The sequence below is a fragment of the Betaproteobacteria bacterium genome (genome assembly GCA_009377585.1).
Lineage (GTDB): Bacteria > Pseudomonadota > Gammaproteobacteria > Burkholderiales > WYBJ01 > WYBJ01.
This window is the reverse complement of record WHTS01000005.1, coordinates 89,924-112,724: the sequence shown is the minus strand read 5'-3', so window position 1 is coordinate 112,724 and position 22,801 is coordinate 89,924. Positions and strand designations below refer to the sequence as shown.

The 22,801-nt window shown below is 65.2% G+C and carries 22 protein-coding genes; 17 read left to right on the top strand and 5 right to left on the bottom strand.

Features of this window, described 5'->3' with window-relative positions:
• Positions 1-814: methyltransferase domain-containing protein (locus GEV05_03320; GenBank protein MPZ42428.1), on the top strand; the 814-nt coding region annotated here is incomplete at its 5' end.
• 81 nt (positions 815-895) lie between these two features.
• Here the strand turns inward: GEV05_03320 and GEV05_03315 are convergent.
• A complete protein-coding gene (locus GEV05_03315; GenBank protein MPZ42427.1) occupies positions 896-1,996 on the bottom strand; it encodes a hypothetical protein in 1,101 nt (366 codons plus the stop codon).
• A gap of 240 nt (positions 1,997-2,236) precedes the next feature.
• Between GEV05_03315 and GEV05_03310 the strand changes: the two genes are divergently transcribed.
• The 7 genes from GEV05_03310 (at position 2,237) to GEV05_03280 (ending at position 7,266) form a co-directional block, all read left to right on the top strand.
• Positions 2,237-3,637 carry an aspartate ammonia-lyase gene (locus GEV05_03310; GenBank protein MPZ42426.1) on the top strand — a complete coding sequence of 467 codons (1,401 nt, stop codon included), beginning with the start codon at positions 2,237-2,239 and terminating at the stop codon, positions 3,635-3,637.
• A 164-nt stretch (positions 3,638-3,801) separates the two neighbouring features.
• Complete coding sequence (locus GEV05_03305) at positions 3,802-4,197, top strand: DUF1311 domain-containing protein (GenBank protein MPZ42425.1); 396 nt, start codon at positions 3,802-3,804, stop codon at positions 4,195-4,197.
• 94 nt (positions 4,198-4,291) lie between these two features.
• On the top strand, positions 4,292-4,684 hold the full coding sequence (locus GEV05_03300) for a hypothetical protein (GenBank protein ID MPZ42424.1): 393 nt from the start codon (positions 4,292-4,294) through the stop codon (positions 4,682-4,684).
• Between the two features lie 333 nt (positions 4,685-5,017).
• On the top strand, positions 5,018-5,374 hold the full coding sequence (locus GEV05_03295) for a cupin domain-containing protein (GenBank protein MPZ42423.1): 357 nt from the start codon (positions 5,018-5,020) through the stop codon (positions 5,372-5,374).
• Positions 5,375-5,416: 42 nt separating this feature from the next.
• Complete coding sequence (locus GEV05_03290) at positions 5,417-6,016, top strand: GNAT family N-acetyltransferase (GenBank protein MPZ42422.1); 600 nt, start codon at positions 5,417-5,419, stop codon at positions 6,014-6,016.
• A 48-nt stretch (positions 6,017-6,064) separates the two neighbouring features.
• Positions 6,065-6,487 carry a GFA family protein gene (locus tag GEV05_03285; protein ID MPZ42421.1) on the top strand — a complete coding sequence of 141 codons (423 nt, stop codon included), beginning with the start codon at positions 6,065-6,067 and terminating at the stop codon, positions 6,485-6,487.
• Between the two features lie 449 nt (positions 6,488-6,936).
• The gene (locus tag GEV05_03280; GenBank protein ID MPZ42420.1) at positions 6,937-7,266 is read left to right on the top strand and encodes an antibiotic biosynthesis monooxygenase; all 330 of its coding nucleotides are present in this window, start codon (positions 6,937-6,939) and stop codon (positions 7,264-7,266) included.
• Positions 7,267-7,389: 123 nt separating this feature from the next.
• Here GEV05_03280 and GEV05_03275 read toward each other — a convergent pair whose 3' ends face one another.
• Positions 7,390-8,382, bottom strand: coding sequence for an alpha/beta fold hydrolase (locus GEV05_03275; GenBank protein MPZ42419.1), 993 nt, complete (start codon positions 8,380-8,382; stop codon positions 7,390-7,392).
• Here GEV05_03275 and GEV05_03270 point away from each other — a divergent pair.
• A complete protein-coding gene (locus tag GEV05_03270; protein ID MPZ42418.1) occupies positions 8,273-9,124 on the top strand; it encodes a PhzF family phenazine biosynthesis isomerase in 852 nt (283 codons plus the stop codon). The two genes, GEV05_03275 and GEV05_03270, sit on opposite strands and share 110 nt — an antisense overlap.
• 177 nt (positions 9,125-9,301) lie before the next feature.
• Here GEV05_03270 and dusA read toward each other — a convergent pair whose 3' ends face one another.
• The gene (gene dusA / locus GEV05_03265) at positions 9,302-10,306 is read right to left on the bottom strand and encodes a tRNA dihydrouridine(20/20a) synthase DusA (GenBank protein ID MPZ42417.1); all 1,005 of its coding nucleotides are present in this window, start codon (positions 10,304-10,306) and stop codon (positions 9,302-9,304) included.
• A gap of 131 nt (positions 10,307-10,437) precedes the next feature.
• Positions 10,438-11,604 carry an acyl-CoA dehydrogenase gene (locus tag GEV05_03260; GenBank protein ID MPZ42416.1) on the bottom strand — a complete coding sequence of 389 codons (1,167 nt, stop codon included), beginning with the start codon at positions 11,602-11,604 and terminating at the stop codon, positions 10,438-10,440.
• A gap of 96 nt (positions 11,605-11,700) precedes the next feature.
• On the opposite strand from GEV05_03260, the gene GEV05_03255 reads away from it, so the two are divergent.
• The 8 genes from GEV05_03255 to GEV05_03220 all read left to right on the top strand — a co-directional run bounded on the left by GEV05_03255 (position 11,701) and on the right by GEV05_03220 (position 22,157).
• A complete protein-coding gene (locus GEV05_03255) occupies positions 11,701-13,290 on the top strand; it encodes a hypothetical protein (GenBank protein MPZ42415.1) in 1,590 nt (529 codons plus the stop codon).
• A 29-nt stretch (positions 13,291-13,319) separates the two neighbouring features.
• Complete coding sequence (locus GEV05_03250) at positions 13,320-14,480, top strand: hypothetical protein (protein ID MPZ42414.1); 1,161 nt, start codon at positions 13,320-13,322, stop codon at positions 14,478-14,480.
• Positions 14,477-15,355: a succinate--CoA ligase subunit alpha gene (locus GEV05_03245; protein ID MPZ42413.1), complete on the top strand. Its 879-nt coding sequence runs from the start codon at positions 14,477-14,479 to the stop codon at positions 15,353-15,355. The genes GEV05_03250 and GEV05_03245 overlap by 4 nt, the downstream gene beginning before the upstream one ends.
• Before the next feature lie 286 nt (positions 15,356-15,641).
• Positions 15,642-15,869 (top strand): hypothetical protein, encoded by a 228-nt coding sequence (locus tag GEV05_03240; GenBank protein MPZ42412.1) that lies wholly within the window; start codon positions 15,642-15,644, stop codon positions 15,867-15,869.
• Positions 15,870-16,633: 764 nt separating this feature from the next.
• Positions 16,634-18,124: a glycerol kinase GlpK gene (glpK, locus tag GEV05_03235; GenBank protein ID MPZ42411.1), complete on the top strand. Its 1,491-nt coding sequence runs from the start codon at positions 16,634-16,636 to the stop codon at positions 18,122-18,124.
• Positions 18,125-18,136: 12 nt separating this feature from the next.
• Positions 18,137-20,128 carry an MFS transporter gene (locus tag GEV05_03230; GenBank protein MPZ42410.1) on the top strand — a complete coding sequence of 664 codons (1,992 nt, stop codon included), beginning with the start codon at positions 18,137-18,139 and terminating at the stop codon, positions 20,126-20,128.
• 9 nt (positions 20,129-20,137) lie between these two features.
• Entirely contained in the window at positions 20,138-21,208 is a 1,071-nt protein-coding gene (locus GEV05_03225) for an ATP-binding cassette domain-containing protein (protein ID MPZ42409.1), read from the top strand.
• 73 nt (positions 21,209-21,281) lie between these two features.
• Positions 21,282-22,157, top strand: a complete 876-nt coding sequence (locus GEV05_03220; GenBank protein ID MPZ42408.1) for an ABC transporter permease subunit — start codon at positions 21,282-21,284, stop codon at positions 22,155-22,157.
• An 83-nt stretch (positions 22,158-22,240) separates the two neighbouring features.
• On the opposite strand, the gene GEV05_03215 is transcribed toward GEV05_03220, so the two are convergent.
• Entirely contained in the window at positions 22,241-22,765 is a 525-nt protein-coding gene (locus GEV05_03215) for a gamma carbonic anhydrase family protein (GenBank protein ID MPZ42407.1), read from the bottom strand.
• Between the last annotated feature and the right edge of the window lie 36 nt (positions 22,766-22,801).

Sequence of the window (22,801 nt, the reverse complement as noted above, 5' to 3'; positions counted from 1 at the left end):
CTTGCGCGCGTGTGCGCTGCTCGCCGTGTGCGCGGTTCCGGCATCCCATGCGCAGCAGCCCGCGGCCAAGCCCGAATATGTCTTCGAGCCCGTGATCGGCATGCCGGGCAAGGACGTGGTCTGGGTGCCGACGCCACCGGCCGTCGTCGAGCTCATGCTCGACATGGCGAAAGTGACGGCGAACGATTTCGTCATCGACCTGGGCTCGGGCGACGGGCGCATCGTCATCGCCGCGGCCAAGCGCGGCGCGAAGGGCTTCGGCGTCGATCTCAACAAGGACCTGGTGCAGGTCTCGAACGAGGAGGCGCAACGCCTCGGGATCTCCGATCGGGCGCAGTTCCGGGTGCAGGACATGTTCCAGACCGACCTTTCTCCCGCCTCGGTGCTCACGGCCTACCTTCTGCCGCCGCACCTCAATGTGCGCGTGCGCCCGCAACTGCTGCGGCAGATGAAGCCGGGCTCGCGCGTGGTGACTTATTCGTTTCACATGGGTGAGTGGCAGCCGGATGCGGTCGCGCAGGTCAACGGGCTCACGGTCCACTATTGGGTCGTGCCCGCTAGCGCAATGGGAACGTGGCGCTGGCATCACGACGGCATCGGTTTCACCCGCGAATACGAGATGAAGGTTGAGCAGAAGTTCCAGTTCATCAGCGGGACCGCGAGCGCGAAGACGAGCATCGCTTACTTGCGCGACATGAAGCTCGAGGGCGACCGAATTACTTTTACGCTGACCGAAGAGGCGGGCAGCGCGTTCGCGCAAACGCGCTACGAGGGTCGCATCGACGGCGACACATCACCGGCGCGGCGCGCATGAACAACCAGACCGAGGCGAGGCCGTGGCGTGCGAGACGGGTTGCCGGGCGCACCGATATCGAGGTCGTGAAGTAGGGTCGGCTCAGGACGTGGCGCCGTACTTCTCCAGCACCTTCTGATCGAACTCGAGCCCGAACCCCGGCTTCTGCGGCACGATGAGATCGCCGCTCGCCTTGTCGACCGTCGGGACTTCCTTCCACAACGCGGCCGACCACGGCATGTATTCGACCGTGAGCCCGTTCGGAATCGCGGCGATGAGGTGCACCTGGAATTCGGGCACTAGGTGGCTCACCACCGGCAGGTTGAACGCCTGTGCCATGCCGGCGATCTTGAGCAGCCCCGTCGGCCCGCCGGCGCGCACCAGATCGATCATGACGATGTCCACCGAGCGCGCTTCCAGCATGTGCCGGAACGGAACGGATCCGTAGACGTACTCGCCGCCGGCGATCGGCGTGGACAGTGCCCGCGTGACGCGTGCGAGCCCGGCATAGTCGTCGCACGTGGTCACGTCCTCGAGCCAGAACAGGCGCTCGGATTCGATGCGGCTGCCGATGTCGATCGCCTGGTGCACGCTCCAGAGCTGGTTGATGTCGCACATGAGATCGGTGTCGAAGCCCACGGCCTCGCGCATGCGCTTGATGCGCTCGACTTCCTGCTCGGGACGGAGGCCTCCGCCGCCGAGCTGCGTCTTCATCTGCCGGAAGCCCTTTTCCTTGAGCTTCGGTCCGGCCTTCACGATGTGATCGAGCGGGAAGGTGCGCATGAGCGCGCCGCTGGCATAGGTCGGCACGCGCGGCCGGTAGCCTCCGGCGAGCGCCCAGACCGGCTGGCTCAACGCTTTGCCCTTGATGTCCCAGAGCGCGGTGTCGATCGCGGACAGCGCCAGCTGCAGGATGCCGCCCGGGCCCGAATTGCCGGCCGCGGCGCGCAGCTTGCCGATGACGCCTTCGATGTTGAGCGGATCCTGACCCTTGGCAGCCGCGGCCAGGTCTTCCACTGCCGCGGCCAGCGCCCGCGTGATCGCCGCGCCGAAGAAGGTGATGCCCACGCCCTCGATGCCTTGATCGGTACGAAGCTCGAGCGTGACGAGCTCGCGCACGGCGCCGGGGACCGAAGGACCTCCGGCGAGCGGCTCGTCGGCGGGCAGGCGAACGATACGTACCTTGGCATCGGTGATTTTCATGGCTTCTCCTCGACGTTGGGCGGGTGTGACGGCGCGGCCATTCTACTCCGCGGACGCAGGCGAGATCGCACCCCAAGCCCAGCGTATCCTATAACGATCCGATAGGAGAATCGAACCGCATAGCGGATTTCTCGATTTCCCGATGAGCGAATGCTCCGCTCTCCCCTCTCCCTCCGGGAGAGGGGCCGGGGGTGAGGGAAAACCTGCGCCGGGCAATGCGATCCTCGAGGAGCGAAAAAAATGCCACGCATCGAGCACGATTTCCTGGGCAGCCGCGAGATCCCGGACAACGCCTACTACGGCGTGCAGGCGCTGCGCGGGCGCGAGAACTTTCGCATCACCGGCATCCGCACCTCGGTGGAGCCCTACTTCGTGATGGCGTTCGGCTACGTGAAGAAGGCGGCCGCGATGGCGAACCGCGACCTCGGCGTGCTCGACGCCCGGATCGCGGAGGCGATCATCCACGCCTGCGACCGGCTGATTGCCGGCGAGCTGCGCAACGAGTTCATCACCGACTTCATCCAGGGCGGCGCCGGCACCTCGACCAACATGAACGCCAACGAGGTTATCGCCAACGTGGCACTGGAGTATCTCGGCCATGCCAGAGGCGAGTACCAGTACGTCAACCCGAACGATCACGTCAATTTCGGCCAGTCGACCAACGACGTCTATCCAACCGCGCTGCGGCTCGCGCTGATCCTGCGCCTTTCGAGCTATTCGAATGCGCTCAAGCTGCTGCAGGAAGCGTTCGTGGGCAAGGGAAAGGCGCTCTCTGGCGTGCTCAAGATGGGACGCACCCATCTGCAGGACGCCGTGCCGATGTCGATGGGCGACGAATTCCACGGCTGGGGCACGACCCTCGGCGAGGAAGTGAGCCGCATCGCCGAGTCGCGCCTGCTGTTGCACGAGATCAACCTGGGCGCGACCGCGATCGGCACCTCGGTCACCGCGCCGCCCGGCTATCCGCAACTCGCGACCAAGCACCTGTCGCAGCTCACGGGGCTGGATTTCATACTCGCGCAAGATCTGGTGGAAGCCACCTCCGATACCGGCGTATTCGTGCAGCTCTCGGGCGTGCTCAAACGCACCGCGGTCAAGCTCACCAAGATCTGCAACGACCTGCGCCTGCTCGCTTCGGGCCCGCGCTGCGGGTTGAACGAGATCAACCTGCCGCCGATGCAGCCTGGGTCATCCATCATGCCGGGGAAGGTGAATCCGGTGATTCCGGAAGTGGTCAATCAGGCGGGCTTCCTCGTCATCGGCCTGGATACCACCGTGACGCTTGCCGCCTCGGCGGGACAGCTGCAGCTCAACGTCATGGAGCCGGTGATTGCCTTTTCGCTGTTCCTGTCGATCAATGCGATGGAGAACGCCGTCAACAACCTGCGCGCGAACTGCATCGAAGGCATCACCGCGAACGCCGAGCGCACGCGCGACATGGTGCTCAACTCGCTCGGCATCGTTACGCTGTTGAAGCCCATTCTCGGCTACAAGCTGTGCGCCGAGATCGCGCGCGAGGGCTATCGCGACAACAAGTCGCTGCAGCAAATCGTGGTGGAGGAGCGGAGGCTGCTCACTCCGGAGCGGTGGGACGAGATCTTCTCGTTCGAGAATCTGATTCGGCCGGAATTCACCGTTTGAGCGATATCGCATAATCAGTCATTCCGCGCGATGGTCAAAGTGCACGAGAGCGATTTTAGGCAACAAGCGCATGAACCTGACCGTCCAACAGCGGCGCTTCGCTTGCTGTTGTCCGGCAGGTTATGCCCGATCGTTGGGCGTCACGCGAAGGGGCGAGGTAGTTCATGCGTCCATCGACGATAATCGCTATCGTGCTGATGCTCGAAGTAACGGACACGGCTGCTTCTGCGAACTGCGGCGAACTGCAAACCCAGGTAGAAATGAATCAGTGTGCTTCGCACGACTATGCCAAGGCCGACCGTGAGTTGACCATGCTTTACAACGAGTACTGGGCACGATTGAGCGAAGACCGGAAGCGCCAGCTTCGAGATGCTCAGCTTGCCTGGCTTAAATTTCGCGATTTGTCCTGTAGTTTCGAGAGTTCTGGCGTAAGGGGCGGCAGTGTCTATCCTTTGATGTTGAACACTTGCCTTGCCACTATGACTCGTGCCCGCCTCCAACAGCTTACCGTGTTGGCTAATTGTAAAGAGGGTGACCTCAGTTGCACTGTATGGGAGTGATGCCCAACCGTCGTTCTTGCCGGGCGCTCAACCGGCGGTGCTTCGCTTGCCGGTTGAGCGCTGATGAAGCGGGACGTTGAGGATCGCAATGTCGATGGCGCGCGTCATACGATTCACCACGTCATTGTTCGACGTTGCAAAAGAGCGTCCGAATCCGATCAATCCGATACCAGGTGAATCCCTATTGCTGTGGCTGCGGAAAAGGGCGCTTCCACGTGTCCAGGTTTCCGAACCGGATGCCGAGGACTGGGGGTGGTACTCATCGGTAGTCTTCGATGGTCGTCCCTATACGCTCGGTGCCAGTGCATCGGACGAAGAGAATGGAGAGCGCGAGTGGGTGTTGCAGATCGTTAAGCATCGCTCGTTTGTCGAGAAGCTGTTGGGTCGCGAAAAACTCACCGAAGGCGATGAATGTGCTGCGTTCTTCCAGAGTTTCCTTGAAAGCGAAACCAACTTCAAAAGCCTATCCGTTGACCCGGAGCCCTGACCCGTGGCTCGAGGGGAGATCGAGCAACGTCCTGATCGACGGGCTCGGGCGGCTCTACGTATCGACTGGGTTGCGCTCATTGCTCGCCGAGGGAGCGTGACCTGATGTTCATCGGTGCGGGCGTCGGCGGGGTGTGGAATCGGCACGAAGTGGCCGATTGGTTCTATCGGGCGTAATGTGGTGGAGCAGGCCTACAGCGTAGATTTAGGACCTGCCGGTTAACGTATCCGCGTCGGATTCGATTGCAGCAAGGAGCGTCTCATGCAACATTCCCGGAAACCCGCGTCGAGCAAAGCCGTCGTCCTTGCCCCGGGTGCAGGGCGTGCCTACGCCATGGGTCGTATCGCTGCGGTCTTCAAGGCTGATGGCGAGGAGACGGCATCGCGCTACTCGATCTCGGAGTGGTGGCTCGAGCCGCACACGAAGGGGCCGGGCCCGCATTCGCATGCCGAGGATGACGTCTTCTACGTGATCGAAGGTACGATGAGCGTGTCCGTCGACGGCGAATGGAGTGACGCGCCCAAGGGCAGCTTCGTATTGGTGCCCGGTGGGGTCACGCACGACTTCGAGAATCGTGGCGGCGCGCGCGCGGGCGTGCTCAACTTTTCGGTACCCGGCGGATTCGAACGCGACATGCCCGCCATCGCGAGCTGGTTCGAAGCGAATCCGCCCGGTCGAGCCGGCGATTGATCGTCGTACGAACGATGATCGTGGCGAACCGAGTCTGAACCGATGCGACTCGATTGCGGGCTTTGCGTGGTGCGCGACTGGGACCGGTCCGACAAGCCGGCGCTGCTGCGCGTGGCGAACAATCGCAATATCTGGCGTAACCTCACCCACAAGTTTCCGCATCCGTACACCGAGGCCGACGCCGATCGCTGGTTTGAGATTCTGGAGCGCATGCCCGTACGAATGCACTGGGCGATCGAAGTCGAGGGGCAAACGGTGGGCGGCATCGGCGCGGAGCCGGGCGAAGGGCGAGGCCGGGGTTTGGCGAACCATGGTTCGCGCCGGCCGAGCGGCATCGGCCTGCATGCCGATGCGCGCCCTGCAAGGGTGGACGCGCGATCGGCCCACTTCGGCTATTGGCTGGGCGAGCCTTATTGGCGCCGCGGCATCATGAGCGCTGCCTGTCGGGCGGCGTCGGATTTCGTGCTCGGAGACTTCGATATCGAGCGCCTGGAAGCACGCGTGTTCGCGTGGAATCCGGCCTCGATGCGCGTGCTGGAGAAATGCGGCTTCGAGCGCGAAGGCCTGCTTCGGCGCAGCGTCTTCAAGGATGGCCAGGTGATCGATGCGGTGCTGTATGCGCGCGTGCGCCATAGCGTGTGAGGTGTTTCTCGACGCTGGTGCGCGTGAGTCGGTTGAAAGGAGAACGCCATGACGAGTGCGAAGGAACGCAAGGGAAGCTGTCTGTGCGGCGCGGTGTGTGTGTCGGCCACGATCCAGGACGACAGCGTGGCCGCATGTCATTGCACGATCTGCCGCAAGTGGGGCGGCGGTCCGCTGCTCGCGGTCGACTGCGGAGCCGACTTCCGCATCGAGAACGAGGACAACGTCTCGGTCTACGCGTCTTCGGCGTGGGCCGAGCGCGGCTTCTGCCGCCAATGCGGGACGCATCTTTTCTATCGGCTCAAGCAGGGTCCACGCTACTTCGTGCCGGCGGGCGTGTTTGGCGATGGCGAGCCGTGGGCGCTCACGCATCAGATCTTCATCGACGAGAAGCCCGAATTCTATGCGTTCGCCAATCCGACGACGAACCTGACCGGGGCGGAGGTGTTCGCTCAGTTCCAGTCGAAATGATCGGGTGGGGTCAGGTCTTGCTTGTTGCAGCTCTGCCAGTTGTCGTCGACTGACTGACACTGCAACAAGCAAGACCTGACCCCTTTGGAGACCCCAGCTGCCGGACTGCCCCCAATGCTCCACGATATACCGGAAACCGATTGGAAGCTTTTTCGTGCGCTTCGCGAAGTCGCGCTTGAACGCTTCTGCGAGCGAGTCCTGAATGAGGTGAAAGTGCTTGCGTCCACATCAGACGGGTCCTTTCATGAGCGGTACCTCAACCTCTATCGTCGAATCGAGGATCGAGACGAAGAGCTCGCTCGGGCGTTCAACGACGCGCGACGCTCCAGGATGGTGGAACAACTTGTTCAGATGCGGGTACTTCATTTGATCGAGGACGATGTGCTTGCGAAGTTTTCACCACGGACACGTGAGTTGGTAGCTTTCCTGGCCGATAGCAGGAGAACAACATGATCCTCGAAGTGGCGCCGTTGAGCGTTCGAGCCGGCACGGAAGCGGAATTCGAGACGTCGTTTCGCAAGGCACAGGCGATCATCGCCTCCATGCCAGGATACCTGTCGCACGAGCTGCAGCGCTGCTTCGAGCGCCTGAACGAATACGTGCTCCTCGTGCGCTGGGAGACGTTCGAGGCACACGAAGTCGGCTTTCGCCGCTCGCCCGAATACGCCGAGTGGAAGCGTCTGCTGCACCACTTCTACGATCCGTTTCCAGTGGTCTCGCACTACCGTCTCGTTGCAGGATGCACTGACGATGCCGCATGCGACGCGCGCGAACGGTGAGCCGTAGTGGCCCGGGGTCAGGTCTTGCTTCTTGCGTCGCGAAAGTGAATAACAAGACCCTATGGGGATATCGGACCCCATAGGGATTTCGAAAGGGACCTCGGATATCGCGGAGCAGTGTGCTCAGCGTCCGCGCGCCGCCACCTCGTCGATGAAGTCGAGCGTGGCCTGGGCGCAGCGCTCCGGATGGCTCGCGGCGACGTGGTACGAGTTGCCCGGAAGAACCAGCAGACGCGAATCGGCGATCTGCGCCTGCCAGGCACGCGTCTCCTCCACCGAGGCGAGCCCGCTGCCTTCGGTGGTGATGACGAGCGTGGGACAACGGATCTTCGGAATGTCCGCGCGGATGTCCGAATAATTGATCGCGGCGTTGAAGCCGATCTCGGTGGAAAGTGCGGTGCGACCCATGAAGCGCGTCCACCAGTCGATTCCCTGCGGCGGAAACTCGTCGCCCAGGCGGCCCGCCATGTTGCGCCGGGCCCAATGCTCGATGCCCAGCGTTTCGAATTCGCGCGTGAGCTCCGGGATCTTGTCGGCGCCCTTGCGCAGCGGCGGCGGCGAGCCGACCACCGTGAGCGTTGTGATCCGATGCGGCCGGCGTGCGGCAAACGCGCGGCTGATCACGCCCGCGATCTTGGCGCCCACGAGGTGCACGCGCTCGATCGCGATCGAATCGAGCAGGCGGCAATAGTCGTCGATGATCGTATCGAGCGACCACGGAAAATCGCGCGGCATGGGCGTCGATTGACCGAAGCCGCGCATGTCGGGCCGCACGACGCGAAAGCGCCGCCCGAGCACCGGCACCCAACGATACCAGGCCGCTCCGCTCTCCGCATTGCCATGCAGCAGCAGGATCGTCTCGGGCGTGGTCCAGGGATGGGTGAAGTCGTCGACCCGGTAGTGCATTTCCAGATCGGGCAAAAGTCGGGCGCTGGGCATGAGGGCTCTCTCCGGTACGAAGAGCCTCATACTACAATGGACGCGGCCTGTTTCGCAGGGAGCAGTCATGGCGCATGAGCTGCGATTTCGCATCGTCAACGTCTTTGCCGAGACGTCGCTCGGCGGCAATCCGCTGTGCGTGTTCGAGGAGGGCAGCGCGCTCGACACCGAAACCATGCAGGCGCTCGCGCTGCAGTTCAATCTCTCCGAAACGACGTTTCTGCTGCCGCCGGCCTGCCCGGAAGCGACCCGGCGCGTTCGCATCTTCACGCCGAGCTTCGAGATGCCCTTCGCGGGTCATCCCACGCTGGGTAGTGCGCATGTCGTGCGCAGCCTCTCGGGTTGCGGCGATCGAGTCGCGCTCGAGATGCAGGCGGGTGTCATCCCGGTCGAGGCCCAGGGCGAGCGGTGGACACTGCAGGCGAACGAGCCGACGTGGCGTGATGCGGGTTTGTCACGCAGCCAGGTTGCCGGCATTCTGGGCATCGAGCCATCGGATGTGCGCGACGGGGCGTTGTGGGTCGACACGGGCTCGGAGCAGCTGATCGTGCCGCTCGCGTCTGCCGACGCGGTGCAACGCTGCCGGCCGAATGTCGAACGTCTCGTGGCCGAGTGCGTCGGAGCCAAGCGGCGCGGGCTCGCCTATGTCTGGGCGCGCGAGGATGCGAGTCGCATCCGGGTGCGATTGTTCTTCGAGAAGCAGGGCGGCCTCACCGAGGATCCGGGAACCGGCTCGGCGTGCGCCAACCTGGGTGGCTGGTTCATCGCCCAGGGAGAGCGACTACCGCTCAATGCGATCGTCATGCAGGGCGATCATCTGGGGCGGGCGTGCCGGCTCGGACTGCGGGTCGATGAAGAAAAGCGGATTTTCGTTTCGGGACGCGTGATCGAGATCGGACGTGGGGTCGTTGCGATGTAGCCGTGCGTTCGTGCAGGCGAGCACCGGGCGATGCGATTCGTGACCACCCCGTCCGCGACGTTGTCGCGTCCCGCCCCTCCTTGGTAAGGAGGGGAAGCTGCATTTTTCCCCTCCTCTCATGAGGAGGGGTGCTGGCGAAGGAGGCGGGGTGGTGTGGTTTCCGATCGCGGACGGCGTTCAGGCCTCAGTAACGACGAACTCGCGCTGTTCGATCGCTTCGAGCGCGCGCCACAGCAGCCGCGGATCGTTCGCCTGCAGCCCCGCCGTATCCGAAAGCATCTGCCGCCAGCGCCGCGCCACCGGGCGGCCGCGATAGAGCCCGTACATGTGGCGCACGATATGCCGCAACGGCGTGCCGTGCGCGATTTCGGCTTCGGCGTAGCGCGCGACCGCGGCGATCACTTGCGCGCGCGTGGGCTGCGGGTCGGCCCCGCCGAAGACGCGGGTGTCGGCTTCGGCCAGAAGCCATGGATCGTTGTCGGCGGCGCGACCGATCATGACCCCATCGACTGTGGCGAGCTGCTCGTCGATTTCCGGCCATGTGCGAAGACCACCGTTGATGACGATCTCCAGGTCGGGAAAGTCCTGCTTCAGCCGATGCACTTCGCCGTAGCGAAGCGGTGGGATCTCGCGGTTCTCCTTCGGTGTGAGGCCTTTCAGGATGGCATGGCGCGCATGCACGGCGAAAGTCGGGCAGCCGGCTGCCGCGACCGTCTCGACGAATCGGTGCATGAAACCGTAATCCTCGATGCGGTCGATGCCGATCCGATGCTTGACGGTAACAGGGAGACTGCATGCTTCCCGCATCGCACGCATGCAGTCGGCAACAAGCTCCGGCTCGGCCATGAGGCAGGCGCCGAACGCACCCCGCTGCACGCGCTCGCTCGGGCAGCCGATGTTGAGATTGACCTCGTCGTAGCCGTAGCGCTCGGCGAGTCGTGCGCAATGCGCGAGCGCTTCGGGTTCCGACCCGCCGAGCTGCAGCGCGACCGGATGCTCGTCGGGATGGATGCGCAGGTGCCGGTCGACGTCGCCATGGACGAGCGCGCCGGTCGTGATCATCTCGGTGTAAAGCAGGGTGCGACGCGAGATCTGGCGCAGGAAGAAGCGGCAATGCCGATCGGTCACGTCCATCATGGGCGCGACCGACAGGCGGCGATCGATGCGAGGTGCGCAGGCCATCCTTCGAGCCTCAGCTTACGGAGCGGCCGTCCGCTACACGCTGCCCTCTCCCTCCGGGAGTTGGTCAGGCATGGAAGGACAAAGCGTCGAATCCATGTGCAGCCTCGAGCGACTGCAGTGCAGCGTTCGCCTCAGACGAAATTCAGGCTGTGGACGCCGGTGGCGAGATCCATGTGCTCGACCACCTTGCGCCCGACGAGGTTGCGCAGCGTCTCGGTGGTGCCGCCACCGAGGCTGCCGAAGCGCGCGCCGCGGAACAACCGCGACACGGCGAACTCGTCCACGTAGCCATAGCCGCCGTGCACCTGCACCGCCTGGCTGGTGACGCGAATGGCCATCTCGTTGCAATAGATCTTCGCCATCGCCGCCATGGTCGGATCGGGAAACGGGTTGCCGCTCACCGCCGCGCGGTACAGCAGCCCGCGGCCGGCTTCGATCTCGATCATCATGTCGGCCGCCTTCCAGCGCATGCCCTGGAAGTCGCCGATCGGCTTGCCGAACGCCTTGCGATCGCGCAGGTACTTGACCGCTTCCTCCAGCGCCCCCTCGGCCATGCCGAGGCAGATCGAGGAATTGAGGCAGCGTTGCATGTTGAAGGCGGAAAGCAGCTTCTTCATGCCGTTGTCGCGCAGGATCACGTTCTCGGCGGGCACTTCCACGTTGTCGAACAGCACCTCGCACAGGTGCTCGCCGCCCATCGTGTGGTACTTGCCCTCGGCGCTGTAGCCTTTGGCGCCCTTCTCGACGATGACGCAGCCGATGCCGGCTGCGCCCGGCACACCGTTCACGCGCGTGAACACGATCATAAGGTCCGCGATGTCGGCGCGCGAGATGAGCGTTTTCTGCCCGTTGACGATCGCCTTCGAACCCTTGATCTCGGTGTTGGTGCGGTAGTTCGGCACGTCGGTGCCGGCATCGGGCTCGGTCAGCAGGATGGCGAGGATGAAATCACCGCTGGCTATCTTCGGCAGCCATTTCTTCCTGAGCGGCTCGGGCGCGTATTCGCTGATGATGCGCGTCTGCACGCCGATCTCGCCCAGCGCAGCCAGCGCCGTGACGTAGCAGCTCTTGCCGATCTCCTCCATGGCGAGCACGGCATCGAGCACGCTGGCGCCGGAGCCGCCGTACTCTTCGGGCACCGACATGCCGAGGATGCCCATCTGCGCCAGCTGCTTGAGATTCTCGTAGGGGTACTCGCCGTTCAGCCACCGGATCGCTTTCGGCGCGAGCTCCTTTTGCCGGAACTTGCGCAGCGTGTCGATCATCTCGCGTTGCTCGTCGCTCAGGGTGAAGTCCACTGAAGTCTCCGTCAGTTCATGGGGCGCGGCGGACACCCATGGTTCCTGTTCGTGGAATCGAATATGTGAGGGGAGGAAAAGCGTTTCGATTCTAGCATGCGCCCCGAGCGCGCTCGCCGCAACGCGCCACACGAGTCGAGGCGTGCGCAAGCACGATGCTATACTCGCTCGCATGCCTCTAGCGCCACGTGCGCCAGTCGGCTGCGCAAGCTGTTCGATGTCGTCCCGCCACTTGCCCGAGACCAGCCCTTGAGCTCGCACGAATCGACCGCGCGCAGCGACGATGCCGTCGCAGGTGCGTTTGCACACTGGTCGTGCGGGCTCGACTGGAATGCGTTCGGCGCCGAGCTCCAGCGCGCGGCGCTCGACGAGCTGCTCGACTTCACCGGCGACATGATTGCGGGGCGGGCCGCGGTGGGACTGCCGCCGTGGCTCGAAGTCCTGCTCGACGATGCCGGCCGGCACACGGCATCGGTCACCGGCGGGCAGCGCGCTTCGCCCTGGAGCGCCGCCATGGCCAACGGCTACTTCGGTCACGTGCTGGAGCTGGACGATACGCACGACGAAGCCGTGTTGCATGCGGGTGCAGCCGCGATCCCCGCCGCACTGGCGGCGGCGGAATATCGGGGCGACGTAGCCGGGGCAAGACTGCTGGAGGCGATCGTCGGCGGCATCGAGCTCACGTGCCGGCTCGGCATGGCGACCAACCTGAGTCTCGTGCAAAGCGGCTGGATCTACACGGCGCTGCTCGGGCACTTCGGCGCCGCGTTGGCCGCTTCGCATGTCCTCGGACTGGACGAGCAGGCGCGGCGCCGAGCGCTCGGCATCGTCTATTGCTTCGCGAGCGGCAATCACCAGTCATCGCGCGAGGGGGCGGCGACCAAGCATTTGCAGCCGGGCATCGCGGCGGCCAACGGACTGAAAGCCGCGCTGATGGCGCAGCGCGGCCTGAGCGGGGTGGAGGCGCCTTTCACCGGCGAAGATGGATTCGCGCGCGTCTACCTGCGCGGCCGCTTCGAGCCCGATCGTGCGCTACAGGCACTCGGCGAGCAATACGAGGCGGCGCGCCTGTCGATCAAGCCGTATCCGTCGTGCCGGCTGACACATCCGGCGGTGAGCGCGGCGCTCGCGCTGCGTGAGAAGCTCGGTCCCGATCTCGATCGGGTGCAGGCGATCGAAGTGCGGATGGGAAGCCAGGCGCACGACGTGGTCGGGCGCCGGGAAGCGTTTCGACTCACCCCCGAACGCTGGCTCGATGCGCAGTTCAGTGTCTTCTGGACCGTGGCTGTCGCCCTTTGTCACGGCGCGGTGCGGCCGATCCATCTCCTCGACGACGTGCCGCCGCGGCCGCCAGTACGCGCGTGGATCGAGCGCATCCACGCCGAACCGATTGCCGGCAGCGCCGCGCGCGATGTGGGCGCGTGCGAGATCGAGGCGAGTGGCCCGTTCGGGCGCGTGAGCGTGCAGGCGGCCGAGGCCAAGGGTCATCCGGACGCGCCGCTCACCGCGCAGGAGCTGGAAGAGAAATTTTGCGCCAACGTCGCGCTCGCCGGCATGAGCCGTGCCGAAGCGCGCGAGCTCGCTGGCACCTTGCTTGCCTTGGATCGTTCGCCGGATCTCGCGCCGCTCATGCGCGCGCTGCGTCGCCCGCAAGCGCGCACCCCGCTCAAGAGGCATGCTGATTAGCGCCATCGCTAATCAGGAGGGGCATTGAGATGTATCTGCTCGAACACGACGCGAAAACGCTGCTCGATGCCGTCGGCATTGCGGTGCCGCAGGGTTGCCTGGTCGAATCGGCCGAAGCGGTCGATGAAGCCGTGTTGCCGCCCGGACCCTGGGTCGTCAAGGCGCAGGTGCCGGCCGGCGGTCGGGGTAAGGCAGGGCTGGTGCGCGCGAGCGAATCGCGTGCCGAATTGCGTGCGCTGGTGGCCGGCATGCTCGGCCAGGTCCATCGCGGCCACGGCGTGGGCGCGTGCCGCATCGAGAGCCGGCGCGACCGGGCGGATGAGGCCTATCTCGGCTTCATGCTCGCGCCCGCAAGCGGCGAGGTGCGCGTGCTCGTTGCTGCCAGCGGCGGCGTGGATATCGAAACCTCCGGCGCGGTGCGATCGAAGCTGGTCGCGCCGCAACCGCAGGCGCTTGCCGCCGCAGTCGGTGAGCTGGCTGCCTCGGCCCCGCAGCACATCCGTCAGGCGATCACCGAAGCCGGCACGCGGCTGGGCGAAATGTTCCTGCGTCGCGATGCCGTGCTACTGGAAGTGAACCCGTTGTTCGTCGGACTCGATGGCGGCTGGCTCGCGGGCGATGCCAAGATGGTGCTGGACGACAATGCGCTCGGACGCCAGCCGGAAGTGCGCGCGCTGCTCGCAGCGCGTTCGCATGCCTATGTCGAAACCTGGCTCAAGGCGCAGCACGAATTTGACTACGTGGTCGTGGACCCGGACGGCGAGCTGGGTCTGCTCACCACCGGCGCCGGGCTTTCGATGATGCTGATCGACGAGTTGCGCGCCGGCGGTATCCGGCCCTACAACTTTCTCGATGTGCGTACCGGGGGACTGCGCGGCGATGCGAGCCGGCTCGTCAAGGTGCTCAACTGGATCGCCGAAGGCCGCAGCGTTCGCTGCGTGCTGGTGAACGTGTTCGCCGGAATCACGCACCTCGGCGAGTTCTCGCGCCTGCTGGTGCAGGCGCTCGAGGAAGCCCCGGTGCTGAAGGTACCGGTCGTCACCCGCCTGGTGGGCAACGGGCTCGACGAGGCGCGCGCGGTGCTCGGCGAGGCCGGGATCGCGGTGGAGCCCGATCTGGAAAAGGCGCTTTCGCTGGTGCGGGTGGCGCTGTCGAAACAGGGCGATGCGGCGCAGGCGCGCAAGCGATGATCGATCCACGCATCACGCGCAGCACGCCGGTCATCATGCAAGGCGTCACCGGCCGTGCCGGACGCAGCCACTTTCAGCTCATGCGTGCGTACGGCACGAATATCGTGGCGGGCGTATCGCCGCGCGCGGCGGGCACGCAGATCGACGGTGTTCCCTTGTTCGGAACGTGCGCGGAAGCCGTGGCCGCCACGGGTGCGAAAGTCAGCATTCTTTTCGTCGGCGCGGAGCAATTGCTGGCCGCGATCGAGGAAGCGATAGCCGCCGGGATCGAGATGCTCGTCACCCCGACCGAAGGCATGCCGATCCACGACGCCTTGCGAGCCAAGCGGCTTACCCTGGCCAAGGGCGTTACCTGGATCGGGGCGTCGACTCCGGGCATGGCGGTGCCGGGCGAAGCGAAGCTCGGTTTTCTGCCCGATACCACCCTGGCGCCGGGCCCGCTCGGCATCATGTCCAAGAGCGGCACGCTGTCGTACGAATCGGGCTATCGCCTGGTCCAGCACGGTATCGGCCAGTCGGTATGGGTCGGTGTCGGCGGCGACCCCGTCAAGGGCGTGCGCTTTGCCGACCTGGTGCCGTTCTTCGGCGCCGATGCGCAGACCGAAGCGGTGCTGATCATCGGCGAGATCGGCGGCACGGAAGAGGAAGAATTCGCGCACGCGCTCGAGGCGCACGGTTTCTCCAAGCCGGCCTTCGCATTGATCGCCGGGCGCAGCGCCCCGGAAGGCGTCAGCATGGGCCACGCAGGCGCGCTCGTGCACGGCGCACACGGCACCTACGCCGCAAAGAAGACGGCGCTGGAAGCAGCCGGGGCGACCGTGTTCGGCTCGCTCGACGAGATGACGCGCGGCATTGTCGCCGCCTTGCGACGCTGACGGCTCGGGCCGGCCTGGTGAAACATCCGGGCCAGGTCGAAGCCTGCGCGTCGGCAGCTGTGCGGACGTTCCGTCGCCACCTCGTAGCATCGCAGCGGGCATGTTCGCCGCTTTCCTGCATCGAATGCGAGCGCCCCACCCCTTGGAAACCCCCGCACACGGGTCCGTGCTGCGGTATGCGAGCGTTCTGCCGTGCAATTCCAGGCGTCGCGCCGCGTGGCCCAGTGGCATGAACTCAGTGGCATGGACGTTGCTCGACCCCGTGCATGAGGAAACGGAGTCGACAGTGAAGAAATTCACACGCCTGAGCTTCGCGGAGCTGGCCCACACCTACGGTTGGACGATTACGTACGCCGATGGCTATGCCGACGGCGAAGCGTATCGAGCGCGTCGCCAGCAGCCACCCGCGTACCTGCTATGGGGATTCGACGAATATGCGCAGGGCTTTCAAGCAGGCTTCTACGATCAGCCCGCGCGCATGCCGCCGAATCCGGAATCGTCCGCAGCGCTGTAGCTTCGCAGCTGCTCGCCGCTCGCGGTCGGCAAGCGGGGAGGCGTTCGTGACCTGACGTTCGGCATCCGCGCAACCACCTGCATCCGGCGCTCGGATCGCGGCGCTCGTTCGATTGGCCGAACGCGTCTTCTTTAGCCTTTCCCTGATCGCTACTATCTCGATCACTCGCTTGTAGTGTGCGAGTTCCCTCCTTCCCTTGCAGGCCGATGCGCGCCAAGGCGTATTCCATTGTCGGCGTACAATCGATCGACGCGCCATCAGAAGCAGCCGGGAGGAATCCGTTCGCACATGCCTGAGCTCGTTGCGCTCGCGGTCGGGTTCGCGGCCTGGGCGAGCGCAGCACGCGCACGATGATGCCAGCCGGCGTTCACGCGCGTGCTCGCCGTAGTGCGTGCTGGCAGCGGCAGCAGCGGTGAATCAGCTCTTGAAGCGATGCGCCGACTAGAGATACAGCACGGCGGGAAAGACGGTAACGGCGAGAATCAGCACGAGCCACTCGAGGTTGTGATAGCGCAGCCACCCGGTGAAGTGCAGCACCAGGATGGTGATCGCTACCACGTAGTACAGCAGAAGCAGCATAGGGTCGCGAGCATGGGCGCCAATGGCCGGAAGGCCGGAATTCTAACCCCTAATGTCGCACAGGGCATCAGGCACGCCGCCGAGGCGGGAGCCGGTCGCGGCGGACGAGCGGCGCACGCACCCGCAAACGGCAAGCGGCGGAGGATGCGCCCGCCTGCAAGTGGCACGAGGCCGAGGATGCGACCATGAGATTCGTATTGGCGCTCGATCAAGGTACCACCAGCTCGCGGGCGATCGTGTTCGATCGCGCCGGTCAGGCGGTCGCGAGCGCGCAGCGCGAGTTGCGGCAGATCTTTCCGCGGCCGGGTTGGGTCGAGCACGACCCGATGGAGATCTGGTCGTCGCAGCTCGCGGTGGCGCGCGAGGCGCTGGTTGCCGCCGGCGCGGAGGCAAAGGACATTGCGGCCATCGGCATCACCAATCAGCGCGAAACCACCCTCGTTTGGGACAAGGCAAGCGGCGAGCCGGTCGGGAACGCGATCGTGTGGCAGGATCGCAGGACCGCCGAGCTGTGCGAGCGGCTCGAAGCCGAGGGCCTCGGGCCGCTTTTCGCGAGCCACACCGGTCTGCTGCTCGATCCCTATTTCTCCGCCACCAAGCTGGTCTGGATGCTGAGTGAGGATCCGGGTTTGCGCGCTCGCGCCGAACGCGGCGAGCTCGCATTCGGCACGGTCGACAGCTGGCTCGTGTGGAAGCTCAGCGGCGGCTCGGTGCATATTACCGACGTCACCAACGCTTCCCGCACACTGCTGTACAACATCCACACCCTGCAGTGGGACGACAAGCTGCTGCAGGTGCTGAACGTGCCGCGCGCGCTCCTGCCTGCCGTCGTGCCTTCGTCGGGCGAGATCGCGCGCACCGATCCGCAGCTGTTCGGAGCGCCGCTTCCGATCGCGGGCATCGCAGGGGATCAGCAGGCGGCGTTGTTCGGTCAACGCTGCGTGCGCCCGGGGATGGTGAAGAATACCTACGGCACGGGCTGCTTCATGCTCATGCACACCGGCGTCGCGCCGGTGGCTTCGACACGCAAGCTCGTCACCACTGTCGCGTGGCGCCAGCAAGGCGAGACGCATTACGCGCTCGAGGGCAGCGTGTTCGTCGCCGGAGCGATCGTGCAATGGCTGCGCGACGGGCTCGGCATCATCGCGACCTCGGCCGAAGTCGAGCCGCTCGCGGCGACGGTGCCGGACAACGGCGGCGTGTATCTCGTGCCGGCGCTCACCGGTCTGGGTGCTCCGCACTGGGATCCGGCCGCGCGCGGCGCCATTCTCGGCCTCACGCGCGGGGCGACCAAGGCACATATCGCGCGTGCAGCGCTTGAGTCGATCGCCTACCAGAGCGCGGACCTGGCCGAGGCGATGCGGCAGGACTCGGGCATCGACGTGGCGGAGCTGCGCGTCGACGGGGGTGCGGCGAGAAACGATCTGTTGATGCAATTTCAGGCCGACGTGCTCGGCGTTCCGGTCGTGCGGCCGCGCATCACCGAGACCACGGCGCTCGGCGCTGCGTATCTGGCCGGGCTCGGCGTCGGTTTCTGGGACGATCCGGAAACGCTCGACCGGCAGTGGCAGATCGATCGCAGGTTCGAGCCCGCCATGTCGCGCGACCAGGCGCGAGCCATGCGCGCCGGCTGGTACCGGGCGCTCGAGCGGGCCAAGCAATGGGTGCAGCCGTGAGCCTCGTGCGCGATGGCTTCTGACAGCGCGGGGGAAGGCCTGCGCCGTCATCCTGCGTTCGTGCTGTTCGTGGTCACCGCGGCGCAGATGGCGTGTGCGATGACCAACGCGGTCCTGCCGACCGTCGCACCCAAGGTCGCCGAGTCGCTCGGCATCGAGCCCGCGTGGGTCGGCTACCAGGTGAGCATCTTCTTCGCGGCGGCGATGGCCGGCACCGCCTACGGTGGTGGGTGCATCGCCCGCTTCGGTCCGGCGCGCGCAACCCAGTTCACGCTCGCCGGCTGCATCGCGGGCGTGCTGCTTTTCATGCTGCCGCATCCGGCGTTCATCGTGATCGGCTCCTTGATCGGCGGCTTCGGCACCGGCTTCATCAATGCCTCGGGCGCGCAGATCCTCGTGCGTTACACCCCGGCCTCGCGCCGCAATCTCGTGTTCTCCCTCAAGCAGACCGGCATGCCGCTGGGCGGCATGATCGTTTCGCTCACCGCGCCGGCATTGGCGCTCGCCTTCGGTTGGCGCTGGGCGCTCGCCCCCATGATCGCCATTGCCCTGTGCGCATTGGTGTTGAATCAGCATGCGCGAGCGCTGTGGGACCGCGACCGCAATCCGCACGCGGCCTTGGACGGTGCGGCACTCGGCGCGCTGCCGCTGGTGTGGCGGGCGCCGGCGCTGCGCTGGCTGGCGCTTGCCGGGATGTGCTTCTCGGCCGTGCAGCGGATGCTGCTGACGTATCTCGTGCTGTACCTGGTGACCGATCGCGCTTATGGCTTGGTGCAGGCCGGCATCCTGCTGTCGGTGATGCAGGCGGCCGGGTTCGTTGCCCGGCCGGTATGGGGTTGGATCGCCGATCGCGCCGGCAACGGCATGCGGGTGCTGATGCTGATCGGCGTCATCACGACCGCCGGCCCTGGCAATTGCGCTTTCTGCCTGGCTCGTGTTTGCGCCGGCCGCGCAGGCGCAAACGATCGAAAACGAGCTGGTGCTGATCACGCCGGTCGCGAAGACGCTCACCGATCCGACGCTGGCGGATTTCACCGCTTACGCAAAGAGCGCTGGAACATCACGGTGAAGGCGCATGCGCTCGCGGCCGGAACTCCGGTTGCCTACGGGCGCATTCTGGAGTGGAAGGGTCGGCCCGAGGCCGACATCTTCTGGGGCGGCGAGAGCGCGCTCTACGACAAGCTCGCCGAGCAGAAGCTGCTGGTGAAGCACGATCTGCCGGCTGCGGTCATGGACGCGATTCCGGCCACCATCGGCAAGCCCAAGCCGATCTACCTCAAGGACCCGAAAGGATTCTGGACCGGAACCGTGCTCGAGCCCTATGGGCTCGTCTACCACCCGAAGGTGCTGCAGCGCCTCGGTGTCCCGGTGCCGAAGGACTGGGACGACCTGCTGCATCCCAAGCTGAAAGGCAACGTTGCCCAGTGCGCACCCAGCCGCTCGAGCAGCAGCCACGCGACCTATGAGGTGATTTTGCAGCGCGACGGCGACGAGAAAGGCTGGGCATTCCTGAAGCGCCTGGGCGCAAACACGGGGATATTCACGGCCCGCAGCCGTGACGTACCGTCGGTCGTCGCGCGCGGAGAGTTCGCCGCCGGTTTCGCCGTGCCCAGCTACATGGCGTTCGAGGACAAGCTGGCCGGGTTCGATCTGAAATTCGTCGCGCCCAAGACCGCCTGGATCACCCCGGAGCCGATCGCCATCCTGGCCGGCTCCAGGAATCCGAAGGCCGCGCGCGCGTTCATCGAATACCTGTTGTCCGAGCGTGGCCAGCGCGTCGCGATGGAGCGCGGCGTGTTCCCGATCACGCCCAAGTTCCGGGTGCAGGGCAAGCCCGGCTCGCGCGCCGAGATGGCGGTCGAGTTCACCGGCGGGATCCGCTCGTACTTCGACGTGGACGTGGTCAACATCTACGACGACGACAAGGCGCAGAAGCGCTACCAGCAGGTGAACGAACAGTTCCGCAAGGACATCGAGGCGGTCTGGGCGCAGCTGAAGAAATAGCGGTACTCGATGCGCATCTCCGTCGAAGGCCTGACGAAAAGATTCGGGCAGGTAACCGCGGTCAACCGCGCGAGCTTCACGATCGAGGAGGGCGAGCTCTTCACGCTCCTCGGTCCGTCGGGCTGCGGCAAGACGACGCTGCTGCGGCTGATCGCCGGCTTCTATACGCCCGACGAGGGCGAAATCCGGTTCAACGATCGCGTGGTGAACGCCGTGCCGCCCGACGAGCGCGGCATCGGCATGGTGTTCCAGAACTATGCGCTGTGGCCGCACATGACCGTGGCGCAGAACATCGGCTATGGCTTGAAGCTGCGCAAGGTGCGCGGTGCCGAGCTCGGCGAGCGCACCGATGCCATCCTGGAAAAGGTGAAGCTGGGGGGCCTTAACGCTCGCTATCCGGGCCAGCTTTCGGGCGGCCAGCAGCAGCGGGTGGCGCGGGCGCTGGTGCTCAATCCCAAGATCCTGCTGCTGGACGAGCCACTGTCGAACCTGGACGCGAAGATCCGCGTGCAGCTGCGCGCCGAGATCCGCAAGCTGCAGAAGGAGCTCGGCATTACGGCGGTGTACGTGACGCACGATCAGGAAGAGGCGCTCACGCTGTCGGATCGCATCGCGGTGGTCAACTTGGGCAGCGCCTGCCAGATTGGAGCGCCGAGAACGTTGTACGAGCAGCCCGCGAATCGGTTCGTGGCCGACTTCATCGGCGTAGCCAATCTGATCGAAGGCAGCGTGGCGGCGGTCGATCGCAGCCGACCTGCGCTCGAAGTGCAAACGCCGCTGGGGGCATTGACGGCGCGCTTCGATGAGAATTTTCGTCCGGGCGATGCGTGCGTGCTGTCGATCCGGCCGGAAAATGCGCTGCTCGATGGCGAGGCACGTGCGGGATTCAATCGCCTGCAAGGCCGCATCGCGTTCGCGGCCTACCTGGGCAACACGATCCGCTATGACGTCGATGTTGGCCAGGGCGTGTTGTTCAAGGTGGACATCTGCGATTCCTGGCATCACCAGCTGCACGCGCTCGGTAGCCCCGTGAGCGTGAGCTTCGACCCCGCCAGCAGTGTCGCGGTGTGGCCGCAATGACGAGCCTGCGGCTGCCCCGCATATCCGTAGCGGCGACGGGTTTCAGCCTCCCTGTTGCTGGGTGCTCGCAATCGTGTTCGTGCTGGCGGCGCGCCAGTACGTGGCGATCAAGGATTACAGCTCGCTTTCGTACTCGAGGGTCGAGCGGCGGCGGCTCGGCCCGTTCCAGCGCTGGCTCGCCGTGGCGCTGTTCACGATTTGCGTCATCCCGCAAGTCGGCGTGGTGCTCGCCGCCGTCGGCCGCGGCTGGTCGCTCACGCCGTTTCCCGTGCATTACACGCTGGAGTTCTTCCGCCAGGTGAGCATCGAGACACCGAAATTCATCATCAACTCGTTCCTGTATTCAGGGTTGGCACTGCTGCTGTGCCTCGTCATCGGGGTGCCGATGGCGTGGATCATGGCGCGCACCCGGGCGCCGGGCCGGCGTGCGATGGATGCGCTCACGACGCTCATCCTCGCAATCCCGGGAACGGCGATCGGCATCGCTTACATTCGCGCGTTCAACGTGCCGTTGCCGCTCACCGACACGGCGCTCACCAGCATGTGGATCATCCTGCCCCTGGTGCTCGCCGTGCGCCGGCTTCCCTACACCGTGCGCGGCAGTTATGCCTCGCTGCTGGTCGTGCACCCGTCGATGGAGGAGGCGGCGGCCAATGTCGGCGCGGGACGGCTTCGCACTTTCAAGGACATCACGCTGCCGCTGGTGTGGAAGGGCATCCTGGTCGGGGGGCTGTTCTCGTTCATCATGTCGATCCAGGAAGCGTCGGCCACGATCTTCCTCACCCTCGGCGGCTGGGAGATGATCCCGTTCGGGATCTTCACCTTCTACATCGCCGGCTCGCAAAGCCAGGCGGCGGCGCTCGGAGTCATCCTGATCGTGCTGTGCGCGGCGAGCCTGTATATCGTCAACCGCATTGCCGGCACGCGGGTGGGCGGGCTATTCGGGTGAACTGAGTGAAGAGTGAACTGAGTAAGTGAAGCGTGAAGGCCAGCGTCGCTGCCTTTCACTTTCACCCTTCACTTTCCACTCAATCACTCCCCGTCCGGGCGAAAACCTGCCTGATACCGCTTCGCCCGCTGCTGGTAGTTGAGCGCGGTGCGGCCGATGCGCTCGATCTCGTCCGGCTTGAGATCGCGCACGACCTTGCCCGGCGAGCCGAGGATCAGGGTGCCGTCCGGAAACTCCTTGCCTTCCGGGATGAGCGCACCGGCCCCGACCAGGCAATGTCTTCCGATCTTGCAGTGATTGAGCAGGATCGCGCCGATGCCGATCAGCGAGCCTTCGCCGACCGTGCAGCCGTGAACCATCGCCATGTGGCCGACCGAGACGTTCTTCTCGAAAAAGATCGGCGCCCCGGGGTCGGCGTGCAGCACGCTGCCGTCCTGGATCTGCGAGCCTTCACCCAACGTGATCAGGTCGTTGTCCGCGCGCACCACGCAGTTGAACCAGATGCTCACGTTGTGCTCCAGGATGACCGAGCCGACCACGATGGCGCCCGGCGCGATGTAGTAGTCCCCTTTGCACACGACGCGGCGGTCCTCGATGGCGAATTTCATTGGTTCTCTATCCCCTGGATGATGGTGGGCAGCTTT

Bases quoted from the DNA above. Each gene is read 5' to 3' on its own strand.
- GEV05_03315 (MPZ42427.1), bottom strand. From the start codon at position 1,996: ATGAAAATCACCGATGCCAAGGTACGTATCGTTCGCCTGCCCGCCGAC.
- GEV05_03310 (MPZ42426.1), top strand. From the start codon at position 2,237: ATGCCACGCATCGAGCACGATTTCCTGGGCAGCCGCGAGATCCCGGAC.
- GEV05_03305 (MPZ42425.1), top strand. From the start codon at position 3,802: ATGCGTCCATCGACGATAATCGCTATCGTGCTGATGCTCGAAGTAACG.
- GEV05_03300 (MPZ42424.1), top strand. From the start codon at position 4,292: ATGGCGCGCGTCATACGATTCACCACGTCATTGTTCGACGTTGCAAAA.
- GEV05_03295 (MPZ42423.1), top strand. From the start codon at position 5,018: ATGGGTCGTATCGCTGCGGTCTTCAAGGCTGATGGCGAGGAGACGGCA.
- GEV05_03290 (MPZ42422.1), top strand. From the start codon at position 5,417: ATGCGACTCGATTGCGGGCTTTGCGTGGTGCGCGACTGGGACCGGTCC.
- GEV05_03285 (MPZ42421.1), top strand. From the start codon at position 6,065: ATGACGAGTGCGAAGGAACGCAAGGGAAGCTGTCTGTGCGGCGCGGTG.
- GEV05_03280 (MPZ42420.1), top strand. From the start codon at position 6,937: ATGATCCTCGAAGTGGCGCCGTTGAGCGTTCGAGCCGGCACGGAAGCG.
- GEV05_03270 (MPZ42418.1), top strand. From the start codon at position 8,273: ATGGCGCATGAGCTGCGATTTCGCATCGTCAACGTCTTTGCCGAGACG.
- GEV05_03275 (MPZ42419.1), bottom strand. From the start codon at position 8,382: ATGGTTTCGGTGTCGAGCGCGCTGCCCTCCTCGAACACGCACAGCGGA.
- dusA (MPZ42417.1), bottom strand. From the start codon at position 10,306: ATGGCCTGCGCACCTCGCATCGATCGCCGCCTGTCGGTCGCGCCCATG.
- GEV05_03255 (MPZ42415.1), top strand. From the start codon at position 11,701: ATGCGCCCCGAGCGCGCTCGCCGCAACGCGCCACACGAGTCGAGGCGT.
- GEV05_03250 (MPZ42414.1), top strand. From the start codon at position 13,320: ATGTATCTGCTCGAACACGACGCGAAAACGCTGCTCGATGCCGTCGGC.
- GEV05_03245 (MPZ42413.1), top strand. From the start codon at position 14,477: ATGATCGATCCACGCATCACGCGCAGCACGCCGGTCATCATGCAAGGC.
- glpK (MPZ42411.1), top strand. From the start codon at position 16,634: ATGAGATTCGTATTGGCGCTCGATCAAGGTACCACCAGCTCGCGGGCG.
- GEV05_03230 (MPZ42410.1), top strand. From the start codon at position 18,137: ATGGCTTCTGACAGCGCGGGGGAAGGCCTGCGCCGTCATCCTGCGTTC.
- GEV05_03225 (MPZ42409.1), top strand. From the start codon at position 20,138: ATGCGCATCTCCGTCGAAGGCCTGACGAAAAGATTCGGGCAGGTAACC.
- GEV05_03215 (MPZ42407.1), bottom strand. From the start codon at position 22,765: ATGAAATTCGCCATCGAGGACCGCCGCGTCGTGTGCAAAGGGGACTAC.